Source organism: Enterococcus sp. AZ120 (genome assembly GCF_050546165.1).
In the GTDB taxonomy this organism is placed as follows: domain Bacteria; phylum Bacillota; class Bacilli; order Lactobacillales; family Enterococcaceae; genus Enterococcus; species Enterococcus faecalis.
Genome location: NZ_CP172950.1, coordinates 2,446,560 through 2,462,930 on the forward strand (window position 1 = coordinate 2,446,560; position 16,371 = coordinate 2,462,930).

Here is a 16,371-nt window from a genome sequence, read left to right on the forward strand (position 1 = left end):
CTCTGCAAGCTATTTTAAAAAGTACTTTCCTTCTCATCACATTTTGTTCTTTTATTTGTTTCATCAATCATACTGATTTACGGATAGTTTAGCAAACATTTTCGAGGCCGTCAACTACATTTTTAATTTAAAACTTTTTTGTTTTTCATCAAGAAGGTCGGGACAGAAGTGTTTAGCTCCGAGAAATAAGAAGAAATTTCCGAAAATTGTTCTTTAATTTTTGGAGAATTTCAGCTTATTTCCGAAGGAGTTGCTTTTGTTCCCGCCGTTTATCAGCTTTTAAGCCTAGGACAAAAATCCAAAGTGATTTTTGTCCTAGGCTTTTTTTTACTCTAATCCTTTTTTAACATCTTCTATCATCAAATGCATTGATTCTAATCCACCACCGCTTAGATACCAAACATCTGGTTGAAGCATAATGACTTTATCATTTTTACCAGCATCGGTTTTTTGAATCAATTCGTTTGCAGCGACGTTATCTTTTGAATCGTCGCCACCAATTGCTTTGGTGCGATCTACCACAAAGAGAATCCCAGGATTTTTTTCTAAAACATATTCGTAAGAAACACTTTGCCCATGAGTGGAAGCTTCAATCTTATCGTCTGCTGCTTTGAAGCCAAATGTATCATGAATTAAACCGAAACGAGAGCCTTTTCCGTAAGCAGAAAGTTGTCCTTCGTTAACTAACACAACAAGCGCATTATTCGCGCTAGCTTCTGCTTGTTTTTTCACGTCAGCAATTTCTTTTTCTAAGCCGGTTATTTTTTCTTTGGCTACCTCTTCTTTATCAAAAATAGTGCCTAACGTTTCGATATTTTGTTTCGTTGATGCCCAAGGATTTTTGGCATCTACAGCTAAGTAAATGGTTGGCGCAATGGCTTTTAATTGTTCTTGATAGTCTTGTTGACGACCAGAGATAATAATTAAGTCTGGTTTTAGTTGATTGATTTTTTCTAAATCTGGTTCTTTAATGCCGCCTGCTGATTCAACTTTTTGGTATTTTTCCAAATACGCAGGGATATTTTTAGTTGGCGCACCTACCACGCGGTCACCGACACCTAGTGCATCCATTGTATCCAAGGAACCATTATCAAAAACAACGACTTTCTTAGGATTTTTGGGAACGGTTAATTGACCATTGGTGTCTTTGACTGTGACTTCCGTTTTAGCTGTTGTTTCTGTTGTTGCAGAATCTGCTGTTTTTTTATTTGTTTGACAAGCACTTAACATTAACAGTCCCATCATTGAAACTGCCATCATTGCTAAAAATTTCTTTTTCATTCTTTTCCTCCAAAAACGTTATTTTTAAATTGCCCGATTTAGTGATAAAGACAAAAGCGTTTTCCTTCAATTTCACAAATCCGGATATTCATTTCATAAAGATCATTTAAAATACTTGTTTGAATAACTTCTTCTGTTGCGCCATGCGCATAGAGCTTTCCGCCTTTCATGGCGACAATTTCATCTGCATAGCTTGCGGCAAAATTAATATCATGTAGAACAATCAGAATCGTTTTTCCTAGTTCATCTACTAAGCGTTTAAGAATCTGCATCATTTGAACCGCATAATTCATGTCGAGGTTATTTAAGGGCTCATCCAATAAAATATAATCGGTATCTTGGGCTAAAATCATGGCAATATACGCCCTTTGTAATTGGCCCCCAGAAAGGGTATCAATGTATTCTTCCGCCATTTCAGTTAAGCCCAATTGTTCCAGTGCTTCTGTTACTTTTTCGTGGTCAGCGCTTTTTAAGCGACCTTTGGAATAAGGAAAACGACCAAAATTGACCAGTTCTCGCACAGTTAATTTAAGTTGTACACCGTTGGCTTGTTTTAAAAGGGCAATTTTTTGTGAAAAAGCCGATTGCTTCCAGGTTTTTACTTCTTGCTTGTCCAGATAAATTTCCCCGGTATCTTTGGGAATTAAGCGACTCATCATGGCTAGCAGCGTGCTTTTCCCAGCGCCATTTGGTCCAATAAAGGCCGTTAATTTGCCTTCAGAAATAGGTAAATCAATGTCTGAAACGACAAATTTATCGCCATATTTTTTTGATACATCACTCATCTGGATCATGTGCGTTGCTTCCTTTCTGCAATAATTTTCCATATAAAATAAACGCCCCCAACAAATTGAATCACCACACTGAGCGGGGTATTCAAATGAAAGACCTGTTCAACCATCAATTGACCGAACACCAGTAAAAAGACTGCTATTAAACTCCCTGCCACAAACAGTTCTCGGTGGCGATAGGTTTTCATGAATTGATAACTCATATTGGCCACGATAAAACCTAAAAATGTAATCGGTCCCACTAATGCTGTTGATAAGCCGACCAGACTACTGATCAAACACAACAACACTAATTGAAACTGATTCACAGCAATCCCCAAATTCTGGGCTTGATGGTTCCCTAAATGTAAAACGTCTAAACGGTAACTTTCCCGCCAAAGTATCCCACAAATCATGAGTACCGCCACACCAACGAAAACGAGATACTGACTATTGACGTTACCAAAACTGGCAAACAACTTTCCTTGGAGTAAGTCGTATTCGTTAGGATCCATAATCACTTGTAAAAACGTACTAATACTACTGAAAAAAGTACCTAAAATCATGCCAATCATCAATAATAAAAATAAATCGGATTGATTTTTGCGTAATAGAAAATACGATAAACTAGTACTTAAAAACACCATTAAAAAGACGTTCATCAAAAACGACCCAAGACTTACTTGGCCTAACGCTTGTGCGCCTCCTAAAAGAAAAAATAACACCGTCTGCACAAAGACATACAAGGAATCCATCCCTAAAATGTTTGGCGTTAGGAAATGATTTTGCGTGACTGTTTGAAAACTAATAGTTGAAAAAGCCGCAGCGATTCCAACAAAAATAAAAGCCAATAACTTTTTGCCTCGTAACGCCAAAGCAAAGGACCAATTGCCATACGTGTTATAAGTTAAATAACAAAGGCTCACAATTACTACGGCAGCTAAAAGCAAAAGTAATGAAAGCCATTTTTTTAAAGGCCGTTTCATTGTTTGCGCCCCCTTAGTAATAATAAAATGAACAAAATGCTCCCTAATGTTCCGACAACCACGCTGACAGGAATTTCATAGGGGGCAATCAATACTCGTGCTAAAATATCACAGATTAACAAGAACAAACTCCCGCAAATCCCAGTTAACCACAAGGTATTTTTCATATGATCGCCATAACGTAAAGACACGAGATTAGGAATCACAACCCCTAAAAACGGAATATTCCCCACCATCAATAAAACGATGGCACTTGCTAAAGCAACCAGCGTCAAACCTAAAAACTGAATTCGCTGGTAATGGACGCCAAGACTATTTGCAAATGCTTCACCCATACCAACGACAGTGAAATGATAAGCAAATAAATAAATAACAAACCACAAAGGAATCATTAAGAATAACCATTCATAATTCCCTTTCATAACTGTGGAAAAATTTCCTTGTAACCAAGCAGACATATTTTGAACCAATTGGTATTGATAGGCAAAAAATGTGGCAATTGAGCCTAGAATGTTACCAAACATCACGCCCACCAAAGGGACCATCACTTGATTCTTACTTGGTAATAATCGAATGAGCGCTAAGAATAATAAGGTCCCGCTTAGCGCAAAAATAAAAGCAATTGCCGTTCGATAGAGAAACGGAGCTGTTGGGAAAAATAACATTGCGACTAAAATACCCAACCTTGCACTATCGGTTGTTCCAGCGACACTAGGAGCGACAAATTTATTTTGTGTGAGTTGCTGCATAATCAATCCAGAAATACTCATCGTACTACCAGCAATGATTAAACTCAACGTGCGGGGAACACGGGTGGTAAATAAAACAAATTGTTGCTGCGCATCTAATTGAAACAATTGAGAAAGTGCAATGTCCTTCACCCCTATCACTAATGACAATAAGCTGAAAAGTAATAGTAGAACAAACAAACCAATCTTTTTCATGAGAAAACTCCATTTTTATTTAATTGAGAATGATTCTCATTCTTAGTTACAGTGTATGAGAAAACCATCACAAATGCAACCACTTTTTTTCCTTTATTAAAAACTTCTTCTCAAGCCGACTGACCAACGACTTATCTAAGATATGCTATAATGGAGGGAAACGTTAGGAAAGGAGTGTTACTGAATGGCGAATGATGACTTACAACAACGTCTGGATAAAGGAATGTACGGTACGCCCCTCGTTAATCCTGAAGAACAACACAAATACATGGGCACATTTCGTGAACGCTGCCGTCTCTCCATGACCGTCGCTGAAATGAAAGATGCACAGAACCAAAAACATTTATTAGAAGAATTAGCGAAGCATCCTGAAGTTACAGTACTTTTAAATGGCGAAATCTCTTCTGACCTGCAAAGTACCTATATTAAATTATTAAATCAGCATGGCGCAAACTTTAAGATTGTTAACAATTTTGTGGAGAACAACCCTGACTCTCTCGGCTTACTGTTAGCTGAAAAACATGCAGTCGATGAACCTGTGATTGACGTTACAGAAAAATATCCTCAAGCAACAGAAACGCCAAAAGAAGAGCCAACAGCTAAAAAAAGCTTTTGGCAAAAACTATTTCACTCATAAAAAGCTCAAGGAAAGTTATGAGCGCTTCCATTTTAAATAGAATTATGCTATTATGAAAATGAAAAAGAGAGGTATGCGGGTACATACCTCTCCTTTTATACCAACACCAGTTATAAGAACTGGTGGCTTACTGAGTTAAGTTTTGAATCTTAACCGTTCGGCCTACGAAGCTTGTGAACGGTTATTTTTTATTGTTTTTCGTTGCTTCAAGGATACCGAAAATCAGTAGTGCAACAAACGCTGCAAAACTAATCATCAATTCCAATGCCGCTTCGATTGACAAAAAAATGCTCCTTTCGTTAAAGTGCATCGGATACACATAGGCATCACCTGCCTCTCTAACTCAGAGCCACCGTCATACAACTTTCATTGGTAATAGTTTTAGTATAACCTATTGGGTTCACCAAGAAAACGTTTTTATAAAGAATACCGCCAAAAAATCTATTATGAATTTTTTGGCGGTATTCTTTTTTTATTGAACCACTTCTGGGTATAAAAGTTTTAAAACGTCCATTGTCAAACGGCGTCCTTTTCCAGCGTAAGGATACACATGCATGTGCATGGCTGGATTAAAGTTTGCTTCGATAATCCCGTACGTTAAGCTATCACGTGTGCCTTTTACGTCTTTGTCAGGAATGATTAAATCAATGCCACAAATTTTGGCTCCTAAAGCAGCTACGGCCTCAATGGCGATTTGTTTATAACTATCATCAATGACATCGGTCATATCAATCGAATCCCCGCCCGTGCTAACATTAGAATTTTCTCGCAAGTACACGATTTGCTCTTTTTCTGGCACAGAATAGATAGTTAAACCTTGTTCTTTCAACATTAGTTTTTCTAAATCATTTAACTGGATTAATTCTAGTGGTGCACGGTGATTGGTCCCCCGCAATGGATCACTATTTTTAGCGGCCACCAATTCTTCTACAGTGTGTTTGCCATCTCCGGTAACATTGGCTGGCACGCGCAACATGATGGCTTTTACATCATTATTTAACACAAAGAACCGATATTCTGTTCCAGGTAAAAACTCTTCAATTAAAACCGCTGTGTCCTCTTTAAAAGCAATCCGTAACGCTTCCGTAAAGTCTTCCAACGAAGCGCCTTCTTTAAAAATGGTAATTCCTAAACCGTAATTCGTTGATTTTGGTTTCACGACAAACGCTTTATTGGCGTAGCGTAAATGTGCTTCTTGTGCCTCAATAAAAGATGAAAATTCTTCACCGCCAGGCACATGGAACCCTGCTGCAGACAAAATTTTCTTTGTCACGGTTTTGTTTTCCATAATCAATGGTACCACGTAGTTATCTTTGCTAGTCATGTTGGCATTTTTGACGTATTCAATGTGCTCGCCATGTTGCAGTTTCAAAAATTGTTCTTTTTCATCTAAAATTTCGATTTCCAAACCTTTTTGAATCGCATCAAATAAGAAAATTTGTGTGGATAATTCCATCTCACGGAAACCAGCTAATTGATAAGGGCGTTCAAAGGCCATACTTTGATATTGGTTTCCAAAAATATTTCCCAGTTCACTGTTGGAGTTTTCTTGAATAATCGTCCACATTTTGCCAGAAACGGTGTCTTGTGGATTCCGCAGTTGTTGATAATACTTACCGACAACTTCTTTGCCTTTGCGAATGCCTAGAGCATCTAACATATCAATCATTTCTGAAAAAATCCGATCGCCTTCTGCAATTAACTTAATCGTTTCATGAGGATGACCAAGAGCCACTTGTTCATTAAAAATATCGCCAGTTTTTACCCATTCATCCGCTTCTTCTTTTTCATCTGTCCACAATAAATACAACATGAAATAATGTAAGAAATCCACGGTATCTTCCACAATGCCTAAACGCGAAAAAGGATTTAAGTCTAAATTACGCAACTCGATATAGCGAATACCTGTTTTAGGCAGATCAGACATTTGTTTCCCGCCACGTAAGCGCACAGGCGCATAAAATTCTTTTTCTTCAGAAAGTAAACCATTTTCCACCATGCGATGAATATCTTCTAAATAGCGTTCCAATGAGGCATACGATACTTTCACATTGTCATGATTTCTGTAGCCATACGTACTATTCCGAATACTGCGAATAGGTTCTTGCGGTTGGTCGTCATAGACCCTAAAGTAGCCGTCTTCACTAACTGGCGAAGCCCCAAAAAGATACGTAATTAACCAACGATAACGTAAAAAGTTACGGGCAACTTTCATGTATACTTTCGTTTTAAATTGTTTGCAATCTGTCACTTCGGATTGTTCATCATATAATTGCTGAATCAGGGCTTGGTCATATTCAAAATTAAAATGAATTCCGCTGACCATTTGTTTTCGTTTGCCATACTCTTTTGCCAAATAACGACGATATAACACTGCATCATATTGATCTAATTTAGCAATTTTAATCTCTTCATCTTTTGTTGGTAATTGTGGCGGCATACTTAATGGCCACAACATTTCATCTTCTGGAATCGAACGACGAGCAACATCGTGAATGGCATCTAAAAAACGAAGCATTTCTGTGCCGCTATTTGCTACAGGCGTGATTAGTTCTAATTGTGTTTCACTAAAATCTGTTTGAATATATGGATGATAAGAACGGTTACCAAAAACCGTGGGATGATCAGTTGTCGCTAAAAGCCCTTCTCGTGTACTACGTTGGTTTTCTTTTTCTAAACCAAAACGAGCCATCAATACGTAAGGACGAACATTTTTCTTTTGCATTAATTCTCTATAATTCATCTTGTCGCCTTTCTTTCTACAAACTATCTGTTTCTCTTACTATTATATAGGAAAACGAGTAAATATGCTGTTTTTTTGAACGTTCACTTGGGAATTTTCGAGACACTTTTAGAGAGCGCCTTTTTCCGTTATACTCAAAACAACTAGTTTATAGAAAGTGGGGATTGCTCATGAAAAATCGTGCATTACTTTTAATTGACTTTCAAAAAGGCATCGAAAGTCCGACGCAGCAATTGTACCGTCTACCAGCAGTGTTGGATAAAGTCAATCAGCGTATTGCTGTCTACCGCCAACACCATGCGCCCATTATTTTTGTTCAACATGAAGAAATCGAATTAGCTTTTGGCTCAGACTCTTGGCAACTTTTTGAAAAACTGGATGCACAACCTACAGATTTTTTCATCCGCAAAACGCATGCGAATGCCTTTTACCAAACAAATTTAAATGATTTACTGACGGAACACGACATTCAAACGTTAGAAATCGCTGGTGTCCAAACCGAGTTTTGTGTGGACACTACAATTCGGATGGCTCATGGTTTAGGCTATACGTGTTTGATGACACCGAAAACCACTTCCACCTTGGATAATGGACATTTAACCGCGGCACAAATTATCCAACATCATGAAGCTATTTGGGCTGGCCGCTTTTTGACTTTTTTGAGCCTGTGACAAAAATCACTTTGGATTTTTGTTCCGGGCTCAAAACCTGATAAACGGCGGGAACCGAACCAACTCCTTCGGAAATAAGCCGAAATTGTTGAGAATCACGAAGAACGTAGTGATTCGATGATGAACAATACCTACTTGGTCCCCAAAAATTAAAGAGCAATTTTCGGAAATTTCTTCTTATTGCTGAGAAACACTATTTGCAAAGCAAATAGATGTTAATCAGTACCTACTTGGTTCTCGGAGCTAAACGGTTCTGTCCCGACCTCTTTTCCAAAAAATTGTTTGTTCACTATGTTTTCTTGTCGTATTTCATGTTAGTATAAGGAAAAAGTGTTCAGTTGATTAGTTGAAGATTTAGAGTGTGGGACATAAGTCGATCAGGCTTGTCTCTCATGTTCTGTCTTTTTTTATGTCATCATTCACTAAACTAATAAATAATTGGAGGTATTTTATGAACAAATTTTTTACAGCCCAACGTTTAAAAGACACCGCCTATGTAACAGTCGGTGCATTCATTTTGGCCATTTCAATCAATGCGGTCTTATTGCCAAATAAACTTGTCGCAGGCGGAGCCAATGGCATTAGTATTGTTATTAATTATGTTTTCGGGATTAGTCCCGCCATTGTTCTTTACGCCATCAATATTCCTCTTTTAGTGCTTTGTTTCTTACTTCTTGGGAAAGAGGTCGGTGTCAAAACCATTTATGGCAGTCTTATTTATCCATTTTTTGTAGGAATTACTTCGGGGATGCCTGTTTTAACACATAATATTTTTCTAGCAGCATTATTTGGCGGTATTATTACAGGTGCTGGCCTAGGCTTGGTTTTCCGTGGCAATGCTTCAACTGGTGGGACAGCAATCATTTCACAAATTGTCAATAAATACTTCAAAGTTTCCTTAGGTATTGCTATTTTATTCGTCGATGGTTTAGTCATTTTATCAGCAATGTATGCTTTTAATGCAGATATTGTGCTATTCTCTTTAATTTGTTTATTTACAATTGGTCGTGTCGTTGACATGATTCAAGTTGGTCTGGTTCGCTCGAAGAATGTGATGATTATTTCACCAAAATATGTCGCTATTCAAGAACGCTTATTACGTGAACTAGATAAAGGTGTGACCTTGGTGCCAATCGAAGGCGGTTATCGAAGCGCGAAAGGCATGCTCTTAATGACTGTCATTCGTGAAAAAGATTTTCCCCGCTTAAAAGAAGCCATTCTTGATATTGATGAAGAAGCTTTTTTGATTTCAATGAGTGCGAGTGAAGTCTACGGAAAAGGATTTAGCTTGAAAAAAGTAGCTGATTCTTATGGTGTTGAAGCAACTAATGCCAATAATTTACAATAGTTTTTTGTAGGGAAAGAGCCGCAAAATCTGTAGAGATTTTGCGGCTCTTTTTACATCTTCATCCAGACAGGTTCTAAGCTATTGCCATCCAAATCTTGCACTTCTAAGCCATACATTTGCTCTTCTGGTATTCCCATATCAACTCGGTAGCAGTTGCCTCCGTTAGCTTTGGCGGTTTCGCCAAACTGTTTTACGGCTTCGGCACTCTCTAAACTAAAGGAAATTAATGCTCCACTGGTTGTTTGCGCATCAATAATTTGCTTTTCTTGGATAAATTTTCCATAAAAGTCATGGTTCAACAACATAATCCAAAATTGATCATCCCACATCATCGAACTAGCTTCCTCTGTTGAAAATTCCTCGTTCTTTTTGAATCCAAGTTTTTCATAAAATGCTGTAGAACGTTGGACATCCGCTACTGGGAAGTTAACAAAAACCATTGTGCCCATGTGATTCATCCCTTTCTTTTAATCATCTACGACAGCTAAGTGTGCGTTGCGACAAAATCAACAAGCTTGTTTGATTTATACTAGCATATTCATAAAAGAAATGTTACTAAAACGTTTTCTTAAGGTAATTCTCGATAAGCCAAGTGCTGAATGATTTCACTATGTTGTGGATAATCGTTTAACAATTCCGCTTGAGTAAATAACTCGAAGTCTTCAAACTCAAAGCCTGGTGTAACCACACAACTGACTAACGCAAATCCTGTCGCTACTGTAGAGCCAAAGATTGTGCCGGCAGGAACTGAGAACGAAAGCTGTTGCCCTTGAACTAAGTCTTTCCCTAACTGAACAGCTTGATACGTTCCATCAGGAAAAATACAGTGAACGGTTAACGGCTGACCATCGTGAAAAAACCATAATTCATCCGCTTTTAAACGATGAAAATGTGACGGACTTTCTGTATTTAATAGAAACAAAATCGCTGTATGCAACGCCCGTTCGCCTCGTTTGGTCGGAATCAATTGTTCACTTTTATTGGTTTGTTTAAAATAACCGCCCTCAGGATGCGCTTCTAATCCTAACTTCTCAATCCACATTTGTTCTGTCATCTTCTCCCTCACTCCTTCATTTTTTCAGAAACGATTTAGGAAGAACTTAGAACATCCGTCCCAATCCTAAAATAAACGGCGGGACAGGAGTAGCTTCTTCATTCTTGAAGCTAAATACTCCTGTCCCACGTTCTTCCCAAACCTGTTATTTTCTACAACTAAACATCTTTTAATAAGCCTTTAAATAAGCCCATTGCGAAATCGTTGGCATTAAATGGTTCTAAATCGTTAATGCCTTCACCTAGACCAACTAATTTCACTGGCAAGTGTAATTCATTCCGAATAGCAATGACAATACCACCTTTGGCTGTTCCGTCTAGTTTGGTTAAAACTAAGCCAGTGACATCGGTTGTTTCTTTGAACTGTTTGGCTTGTGTCATCGCATTTTGCCCAGTAGTTGCGTCCACGACTAAGAGAACTTCGTGAGGCGCATCTGGAATTTCTCGTTGGATGACTCGTTTGATTTTTTCTAATTCCTTCATTAAGTTGACTTTATTTTGTAAACGACCTGCTGTATCCACTAGCAAAACATCGGCCTGTTCTGCCTTGGCACGTTCCACTGCATCGAAAACGACCGCTGCGGGGTCGCCGCCAGCATTCCCACGCACAACTTCAACGCCAGCCCGTTCACCCCAAACAACTAATTGATCGATGGCGCCCGCTCGGAACGTATCGGCAGCGGCCATTAAAACTTTCTTTCCTTCCAACTTGTATTGATGGGCTAATTTACCAATGCTGGTTGTTTTACCAACTCCATTAACACCGACAAATAAAATCACGGTTAAGCCATTTGGCTGTAAGTTAATCGCATTATTTTCATTAATTCCTGCTTCTTCATACAAATCAACCATTTTTTCAATGATGGTATTTTGAACTTGAGCTGGTTTTTTCACGTTTCGCAGTTTCACTTCTTGTCGCAAGGCTTCTGTAATTTTTAAGGATGTATCAAAGCCTACGTCTGCACCAATTAACGTTTCTTCTAATTCTTCAAAGAAATCTTCATCGACGCTTCGGAAATTAGCAAACAATTCGTTCAACCGTTGACCAAATGTTTTACGCGTTTTTTCCAAGCCTTTTTCATATTTTTCTTGGACTTGCTCTTCTTTCGACTCTTCAATTTCTTCTGAAACCTGCGTGTCTGTTGGTTCTGCCAACGGAGTTACGACACTACTTTCTTCCTCAGGCGCTTCCACAACAACTTCTTGTGTTTCCTCTGTCAGGATTTCTTCTGGCTCTTCTTCTAATGCTTCTTCTACGCCAGCTAATTTTTCCATTTCAGCGTTATCTGTTAAATCGGCTGTTTCTGTGACTTCTTCCGCTGTCGTTTCTGGCGTTGTTTGCGCCTCTTCTGCTGCGGTTTCTTTTGATTCAGCAGGCGCTGATTCATCACTAGGTGTTTCGTCTACTGTTTCGTCAATTATCTCTTGTTTTTCTTCTTCCTTTTTTTCAGCGGAAAAAGCTTTTTTAATTTTATCAAAAAATCCCATTCTTATTGGCCTCCTTCCAACGGCGTTAAAATATATTTTTCGACCGCTTTGGCAACGCCATCTTGGTCATTCGTGTCTGTAACGACATCTGCGGCTTCTTTAACTAATGGAATCGCATTTGCCATGGCGACACCTAAGCCAGCGTATTCAATCATCGGTAAATCATTTTCTTCGTCCCCTAGGGTCATGATTTCTTCTGCACGGATTCCTAAATCTTTGGCTAACAAGGAGATACCATAGGCTTTCGTAATCCCTTTTGGCATAAATTCTAATAAGTTATTTCGCGTTTTAATAATTTCAAAGCGCTCATAAAAAGAGGCCGGAATTTCCTTGATGCGTTCATTTAAATACGCTTCATCAATCGCAACAACAACTTTATTATAAATTCGATTCGGGGTTAACTCTTCTAATTTGTAGGACTCAAAGGTTAATAATTTGTTTAGAGAACTATAAATTGAAGGATAATTAGGTGCAGAAGGCAATTGCATCACGACCTCATCGGATAAGACATCAAACGGCATGTTGAGTGTGGTTGCTAATTGGTACAGCTCATGAATCGCTTCCAAGGGCATCAATGTTTTCTCAATAATGGCCCCTGTATCATTTTTTTGAACCAATCCGCCGTTAAAAGTAATGCTATAATCGCCTTCCTCTTGTAAACCTAATTCTTCTAAGTAAGGACCAATAGCTGCCAAAGGTCGACCTGTGCAGATAACAACTTTCACGCCTGCTTGTTTCGCAGCCATCAGTGCTTGTTTATTCCGTAAAGAAATCTCTTTTTGGCTATTTAATAATGTTCCATCTAAATCAATAGCAACTAATTTTATCAAACGTTCGCTCCTCCTTGCTTCTGGCTAATTGCTTTTTTCAATTGCGCCACCTTCTTTGACCTCTTCCAAGCGAACTGAAACGATTTTTGAAACCCCAGATTCTTGCATAGTCACGCCATATAAAACATCTGCGGCTTCCATTGTCCCTTTACGATGCGTCACCACGATAAACTGTGTACCATCTTCAAATTCGCTTAAATAATGGCCAAAACGAGCAACGTTGGCTTCATCTAAAGCTGCTTCTACTTCATCTAAAATACAGAACGGAACTGGTCGAACACGAATAATTGAAAAGAGTAATGCAATCGCCGTTAATGCCCGTTCGCCTCCAGACAACAAGCTTAAATGTTGTAATTTTTTCCCTGGTGGTTGCGCCTCAATCTCAATCCCTGTATTCAAGAGATCCTCTGGATTGGTTAGCACCAGTTCTGCCCGTCCGCCACCAAACATATTAGGAAATACCACTTTAAACTGGCCACGAATTGCTTCAAAGACTTCTTTAAACCGTTCTTTCACTTCTTGGTCCATTTCATCCATGGTTTCAAATAATTGTTCTTTCGCATTTAATAAATCATCTCGTTGACTGACTAAAAATTGATGGCGCTCATCGACTTGTTCAAATTGCTCGATGGCACTTAAGTTAACAGGTCCTAACCGCTCAATTTCTTGTTTTAGGCGTTTCACTGTTTGCTGCGCTTGCGCTAAATCATCGATTGGGAAATACGCTTCATAGGCAGCTTCAAAGGTTAAGCTGTATTCTTCCTGTAAGTAACTTAACGAGCTATCTAATTGCATTTCTGCACGATTTTTTAGGACTTCAATTTGTGTTTTATCTGCTAAATACTGTTGTTGGCGTTTGTTTTCTTCCGCTAATTTTGTATCTAACTCGTCTACTTCTTCTTGCAACGCTTGTCGTTGACTACGTGCCGTTTGTAAAGAGGTTTGCAACGCTGTTTGTTTCTCCGCTAATTGAGCGACTTGTGCCGCTAAGCCTTCTTCGGTTAACTGGTGATCGCTAGAATGGCTACTTAATTGTTGTAGCTGTTGACGGATGGCCGTTTCTCGAATCAACAATTCGTCCAATTGTTCTTGTTTGTCTTGCTTTTGACGAGCAAAATGGGCACATTGTTCCGCCGCTACTGCTTGTTCTGCTTGAACTGTCGTCAAGCGTTCTTGCGCTTGGGCTTTAAAGGTTTCCATTTGGCTAGCTTCTTGTTCCACTTGTTTCATTTCAGCATCTAAACGTTCTTTCGTTGCCGTTAAGTTTGCTTGTTGCTCTGTCAATGTGGCTTTTTTCGTTTGATATTCGGTTAAGAATTGATGTAATTCTCGTGATTCATATTCAAACAAGCGTTTTTCTTTTGTTAAACGAGTAATCGTTTCTGTTTGATTGGCTAATTTATTGTCAATTTCTTGTTGTTTTAAGCGATTTTGTTCACCAGCAGAGCGCAACATTTCTGCACGTTCCGTGGCTGTTTTCACTTCTTGCGAGAGCGCTTGGACTTCTTGTTCTACACTTCTTAGTTGTGTTTCTAATTGAGTCATTTGTTCAGTAATTGTTTGAAGTTCTTGCGCTTGTGAAAATAGGCTTCCTTGGTTGCCACGTTTATTGGCTCCCCCAGTCATCGAACCGCCAGGATTCATCACATCGCCTTCCAATGAGACAACGCGATATTGGTAATTGACTAATTTTGCTAACTGGTTGGCACTCGTTAAATCTGCCGCTAAAATCGTGACGCCTAAGAGATTTTGAATAACGGTTTGTACTTGTTCTGGATAACGAACTAATTCACTGGCAATCCCCACGAAGCCCGGTGCACCAGCCAAACGATTCTGAACCATCGCCGATACAGAGCGCGGCTTAATGGTAGTCAATGGTAAAAAGGTTGCCCGGCCACTGTGTTGTTGTTTTAAGAAGGTAATGCCTGCTCGACCATCTTTCTCATTTTCCACAACAATATGTTGCGCCGCACCACCTAGGGCCGTTTCAATCGCCAACGTATATTCTTTAGGCACTTCAATTAACTCAGCCACTGCGCCAACAATCCCAGTTAATTGGTTTTTGTGACGCAATACAGCTTTCACGCCTTGATAGAAGCCAGCGTAATTTTCTTGAATTTCTTGCAAACTTTTTTGGCGTGCCTTCGCTTGTTGCACTTGATTCATCGCTTGGTACATATCGTTTTGACGCTGTGCTAATCGTTCACGCTTAGCTTCAAGCGTTGCTTTCAACGCAGTGTATTCTTCCAGTTGTTCTTGTAAGCCTTGTTTTGCAACTTTTTGCTCTTTTTCTAGCGTCTCTTTCATTGCAAGAGCTTCAACCATCTGTTCTTCTAGCGCTTCGTGTTTTGCTAGCGATTGTTGATTTTTAGCTGTTTCTTGTTGATATTGTCGTTCTAAATATTTTAAGTCATTGGCTGTATTGGCTTGTTCTTGCATGACTTCCACATACTGACTGCGCAATTCTTCCATCAATTCTTTAGAAGACTTACTATATTTTTCCACATCTTTCGTTGCCAAAGCCAATGCTTCTTTTAACGTCTGACGTTGTGCCGTTTTTTCTGCGATTGCTGTTTCCAGCGTCTGCAATTCTTCTCGATAACGAACAATTTTTTCGGCCGTTTCTGCCAATGTCTCTTCGTATTCGCTTGCCGTTTGGGAGGTGTGTTTAGAACGTTCAATTAAAACATTTTTTTGTCCTTCTGCTTGTTTCAACGCTTCTGTCACTTGTAATAATTGTTGTTGTTCCGTTTCAATTTGTTCATCTAAACGATTGCGCTTGCTGCGTAAACGTACCAATTTGCCTTCTAGGTCATGGACTTGTTTACTTGCGCCAGCTAACTTTTCTTCAATGGCTGTTAATTCTTGCGTTTTCGTTTCCCAAATAGCTTTTGCTTCTTGAATTTCGGTCACAGTTAAATTGACATCAATTTCGGTAAGTTCTTCTTTCAAAGCTAAATACTTTTTAGCCGCATCTGCTTGGGCGGCTAGAGGAACTAATTGGTCTTCCAACTCGTAAATGATATCTTGGACACGGCTTAAGTTGTCCTCGGTTTCGAAAAGCTTTTGTTCAGCTTTTTTCTTTCGTTGTTTGTATTTTAAAACGCCCGCTGCTTCTTCAAAGATCCCACGACGGTCTTCAGGTTTACTATTAAAAATCGCTTCAACTTTCCCTTGTGAAATAATTGAAAAAGATTCTTTGCCTAACCCTGAATCCATAAATAAATCTTGAATGTCTTTTAAACGGCACGCTTGTTTATTAATAAAAAAGTCACTTTCGCCCGTTCGTTTTAAACGACGGGTGACACTAATCTCACTATAATCCAATGCTAAATAATGGTCGCTGTTGTCTAACGTCACGGTAACTTCCGCAATATTTAGCGGCTTACGACCTTCCGAACCGGCAAAGATAATGTCGTTCATTTTGCCACCGCGAAGGTTTTTCGCAGATTGTTCACCTAATACCCAGCGAACGGCTTCCGTGATATTACTTTTCCCACTTCCATTCGGACCAACCACTGCTGTCACATCATCTTCAAATTCAATAATGGTTTTATCTGCAAATGATTTAAATCCTGTAATTTCAATTCGTTTTAAATACACGAATATTGCTCCTTCCA

General features: G+C 39.0%; 14 protein-coding genes and 1 other annotated feature (1 of these 15 cut by a window edge). Of the genes, 3 read left to right on the top strand and 11 right to left on the bottom strand.

Features of this window, described 5'->3' with window-relative positions; translation table 11 throughout:
• Window positions 1–46: a binding site (T-box leader), on the bottom strand (it extends 200 nt beyond the left edge of the window).
• 281 nt (window positions 47–327) lie between these two features.
• Genes IGJ46_RS11685 through IGJ46_RS11700 form a run of 4 tightly spaced genes read right to left on the bottom strand, consistent with a single transcriptional unit; the run spans window position 328 to window position 3,981 of the window.
• On the bottom strand, window positions 328–1,281 hold the full coding sequence (locus IGJ46_RS11685) for a siderophore ABC transporter substrate-binding protein (protein ID WP_002375576.1): 954 nt from the start codon (window positions 1,279–1,281) through the stop codon (window positions 328–330).
• A 38-nt stretch (window positions 1,282–1,319) separates the two neighbouring features.
• Complete coding sequence (locus IGJ46_RS11690) at window positions 1,320–2,075, bottom strand: ABC transporter ATP-binding protein (protein ID WP_002354962.1); 756 nt, start codon at window positions 2,073–2,075, stop codon at window positions 1,320–1,322.
• Window positions 2,072–3,037 (bottom strand): iron chelate uptake ABC transporter family permease subunit, encoded by a 966-nt coding sequence (locus IGJ46_RS11695; protein ID WP_002371665.1) that lies wholly within the window; start codon window positions 3,035–3,037, stop codon window positions 2,072–2,074. The genes IGJ46_RS11690 and IGJ46_RS11695 overlap by 4 nt, the downstream gene beginning before the upstream one ends.
• A complete protein-coding gene (locus tag IGJ46_RS11700) occupies window positions 3,034–3,981 on the bottom strand; it encodes an ABC transporter permease (protein ID WP_002354960.1) in 948 nt (315 codons plus the stop codon). Before IGJ46_RS11700 ends, IGJ46_RS11695 begins: the two co-directional genes overlap by 4 nt.
• A 184-nt stretch (window positions 3,982–4,165) precedes the next feature.
• Between IGJ46_RS11700 and IGJ46_RS11705 the strand changes: the two genes are divergently transcribed.
• On the top strand, window positions 4,166–4,618 hold the full coding sequence (locus IGJ46_RS11705; protein WP_002378959.1) for a YueI family protein: 453 nt from the start codon (window positions 4,166–4,168) through the stop codon (window positions 4,616–4,618).
• A gap of 181 nt (window positions 4,619–4,799) precedes the next feature.
• Here IGJ46_RS11705 and IGJ46_RS11710 read toward each other — a convergent pair whose 3' ends face one another.
• Together IGJ46_RS11710 and gshAB are read right to left on the bottom strand one after the other, a co-directional pair.
• Complete coding sequence (locus tag IGJ46_RS11710) at window positions 4,800–4,901, bottom strand: putative holin-like toxin (protein WP_021164441.1); 102 nt, start codon at window positions 4,899–4,901, stop codon at window positions 4,800–4,802.
• Window positions 4,902–5,090: 189 nt separating this feature from the next.
• Window positions 5,091–7,361 carry a bifunctional glutamate--cysteine ligase/glutathione synthetase gene (gene gshAB, locus IGJ46_RS11715; RefSeq protein ID WP_218391297.1) on the bottom strand — a complete coding sequence of 757 codons (2,271 nt, stop codon included), beginning with the start codon at window positions 7,359–7,361 and terminating at the stop codon, window positions 5,091–5,093.
• A gap of 170 nt (window positions 7,362–7,531) precedes the next feature.
• Between gshAB and IGJ46_RS11720 the strand changes: the two genes are divergently transcribed.
• Together IGJ46_RS11720 and IGJ46_RS11725 are read left to right on the top strand one after the other, a co-directional pair.
• Complete coding sequence (locus IGJ46_RS11720; RefSeq protein WP_033596189.1) at window positions 7,532–8,032, top strand: cysteine hydrolase family protein; 501 nt, start codon at window positions 7,532–7,534, stop codon at window positions 8,030–8,032.
• A 451-nt stretch (window positions 8,033–8,483) separates the two neighbouring features.
• Window positions 8,484–9,380, top strand: coding sequence for a YitT family protein (locus IGJ46_RS11725; RefSeq protein ID WP_002368434.1), 897 nt, complete (start codon window positions 8,484–8,486; stop codon window positions 9,378–9,380).
• Between the two features lie 50 nt (window positions 9,381–9,430).
• Here the strand turns inward: IGJ46_RS11725 and IGJ46_RS11730 are convergent, their stop codons facing one another.
• The 5 genes from IGJ46_RS11730 to smc form a co-directional block, all read right to left on the bottom strand.
• Entirely contained in the window at window positions 9,431–9,829 is a 399-nt protein-coding gene (locus IGJ46_RS11730) for a VOC family protein (protein WP_002354951.1), read from the bottom strand.
• Between the two features lie 119 nt (window positions 9,830–9,948).
• Window positions 9,949–10,434 carry a cupin domain-containing protein gene (locus IGJ46_RS11735; RefSeq protein WP_002381091.1) on the bottom strand — a complete coding sequence of 162 codons (486 nt, stop codon included), beginning with the start codon at window positions 10,432–10,434 and terminating at the stop codon, window positions 9,949–9,951.
• A 158-nt stretch (window positions 10,435–10,592) separates the two neighbouring features.
• Window positions 10,593–11,921: a signal recognition particle-docking protein FtsY gene (gene ftsY, locus IGJ46_RS11740; RefSeq protein ID WP_218391302.1), complete on the bottom strand. Its 1,329-nt coding sequence runs from the start codon at window positions 11,919–11,921 to the stop codon at window positions 10,593–10,595.
• A gap of 2 nt (window positions 11,922–11,923) precedes the next feature.
• Window positions 11,924–12,751, bottom strand: a complete 828-nt coding sequence (locus tag IGJ46_RS11745) for a Cof-type HAD-IIB family hydrolase (RefSeq protein WP_002354948.1) — start codon at window positions 12,749–12,751, stop codon at window positions 11,924–11,926.
• Window positions 12,752–12,775: 24 nt separating this feature from the next.
• A complete protein-coding gene (gene smc / locus IGJ46_RS11750) occupies window positions 12,776–16,354 on the bottom strand; it encodes a chromosome segregation protein SMC (RefSeq protein WP_002361019.1) in 3,579 nt (1,192 codons plus the stop codon).
• Window positions 16,355–16,371 lie beyond the last annotated feature (17 nt).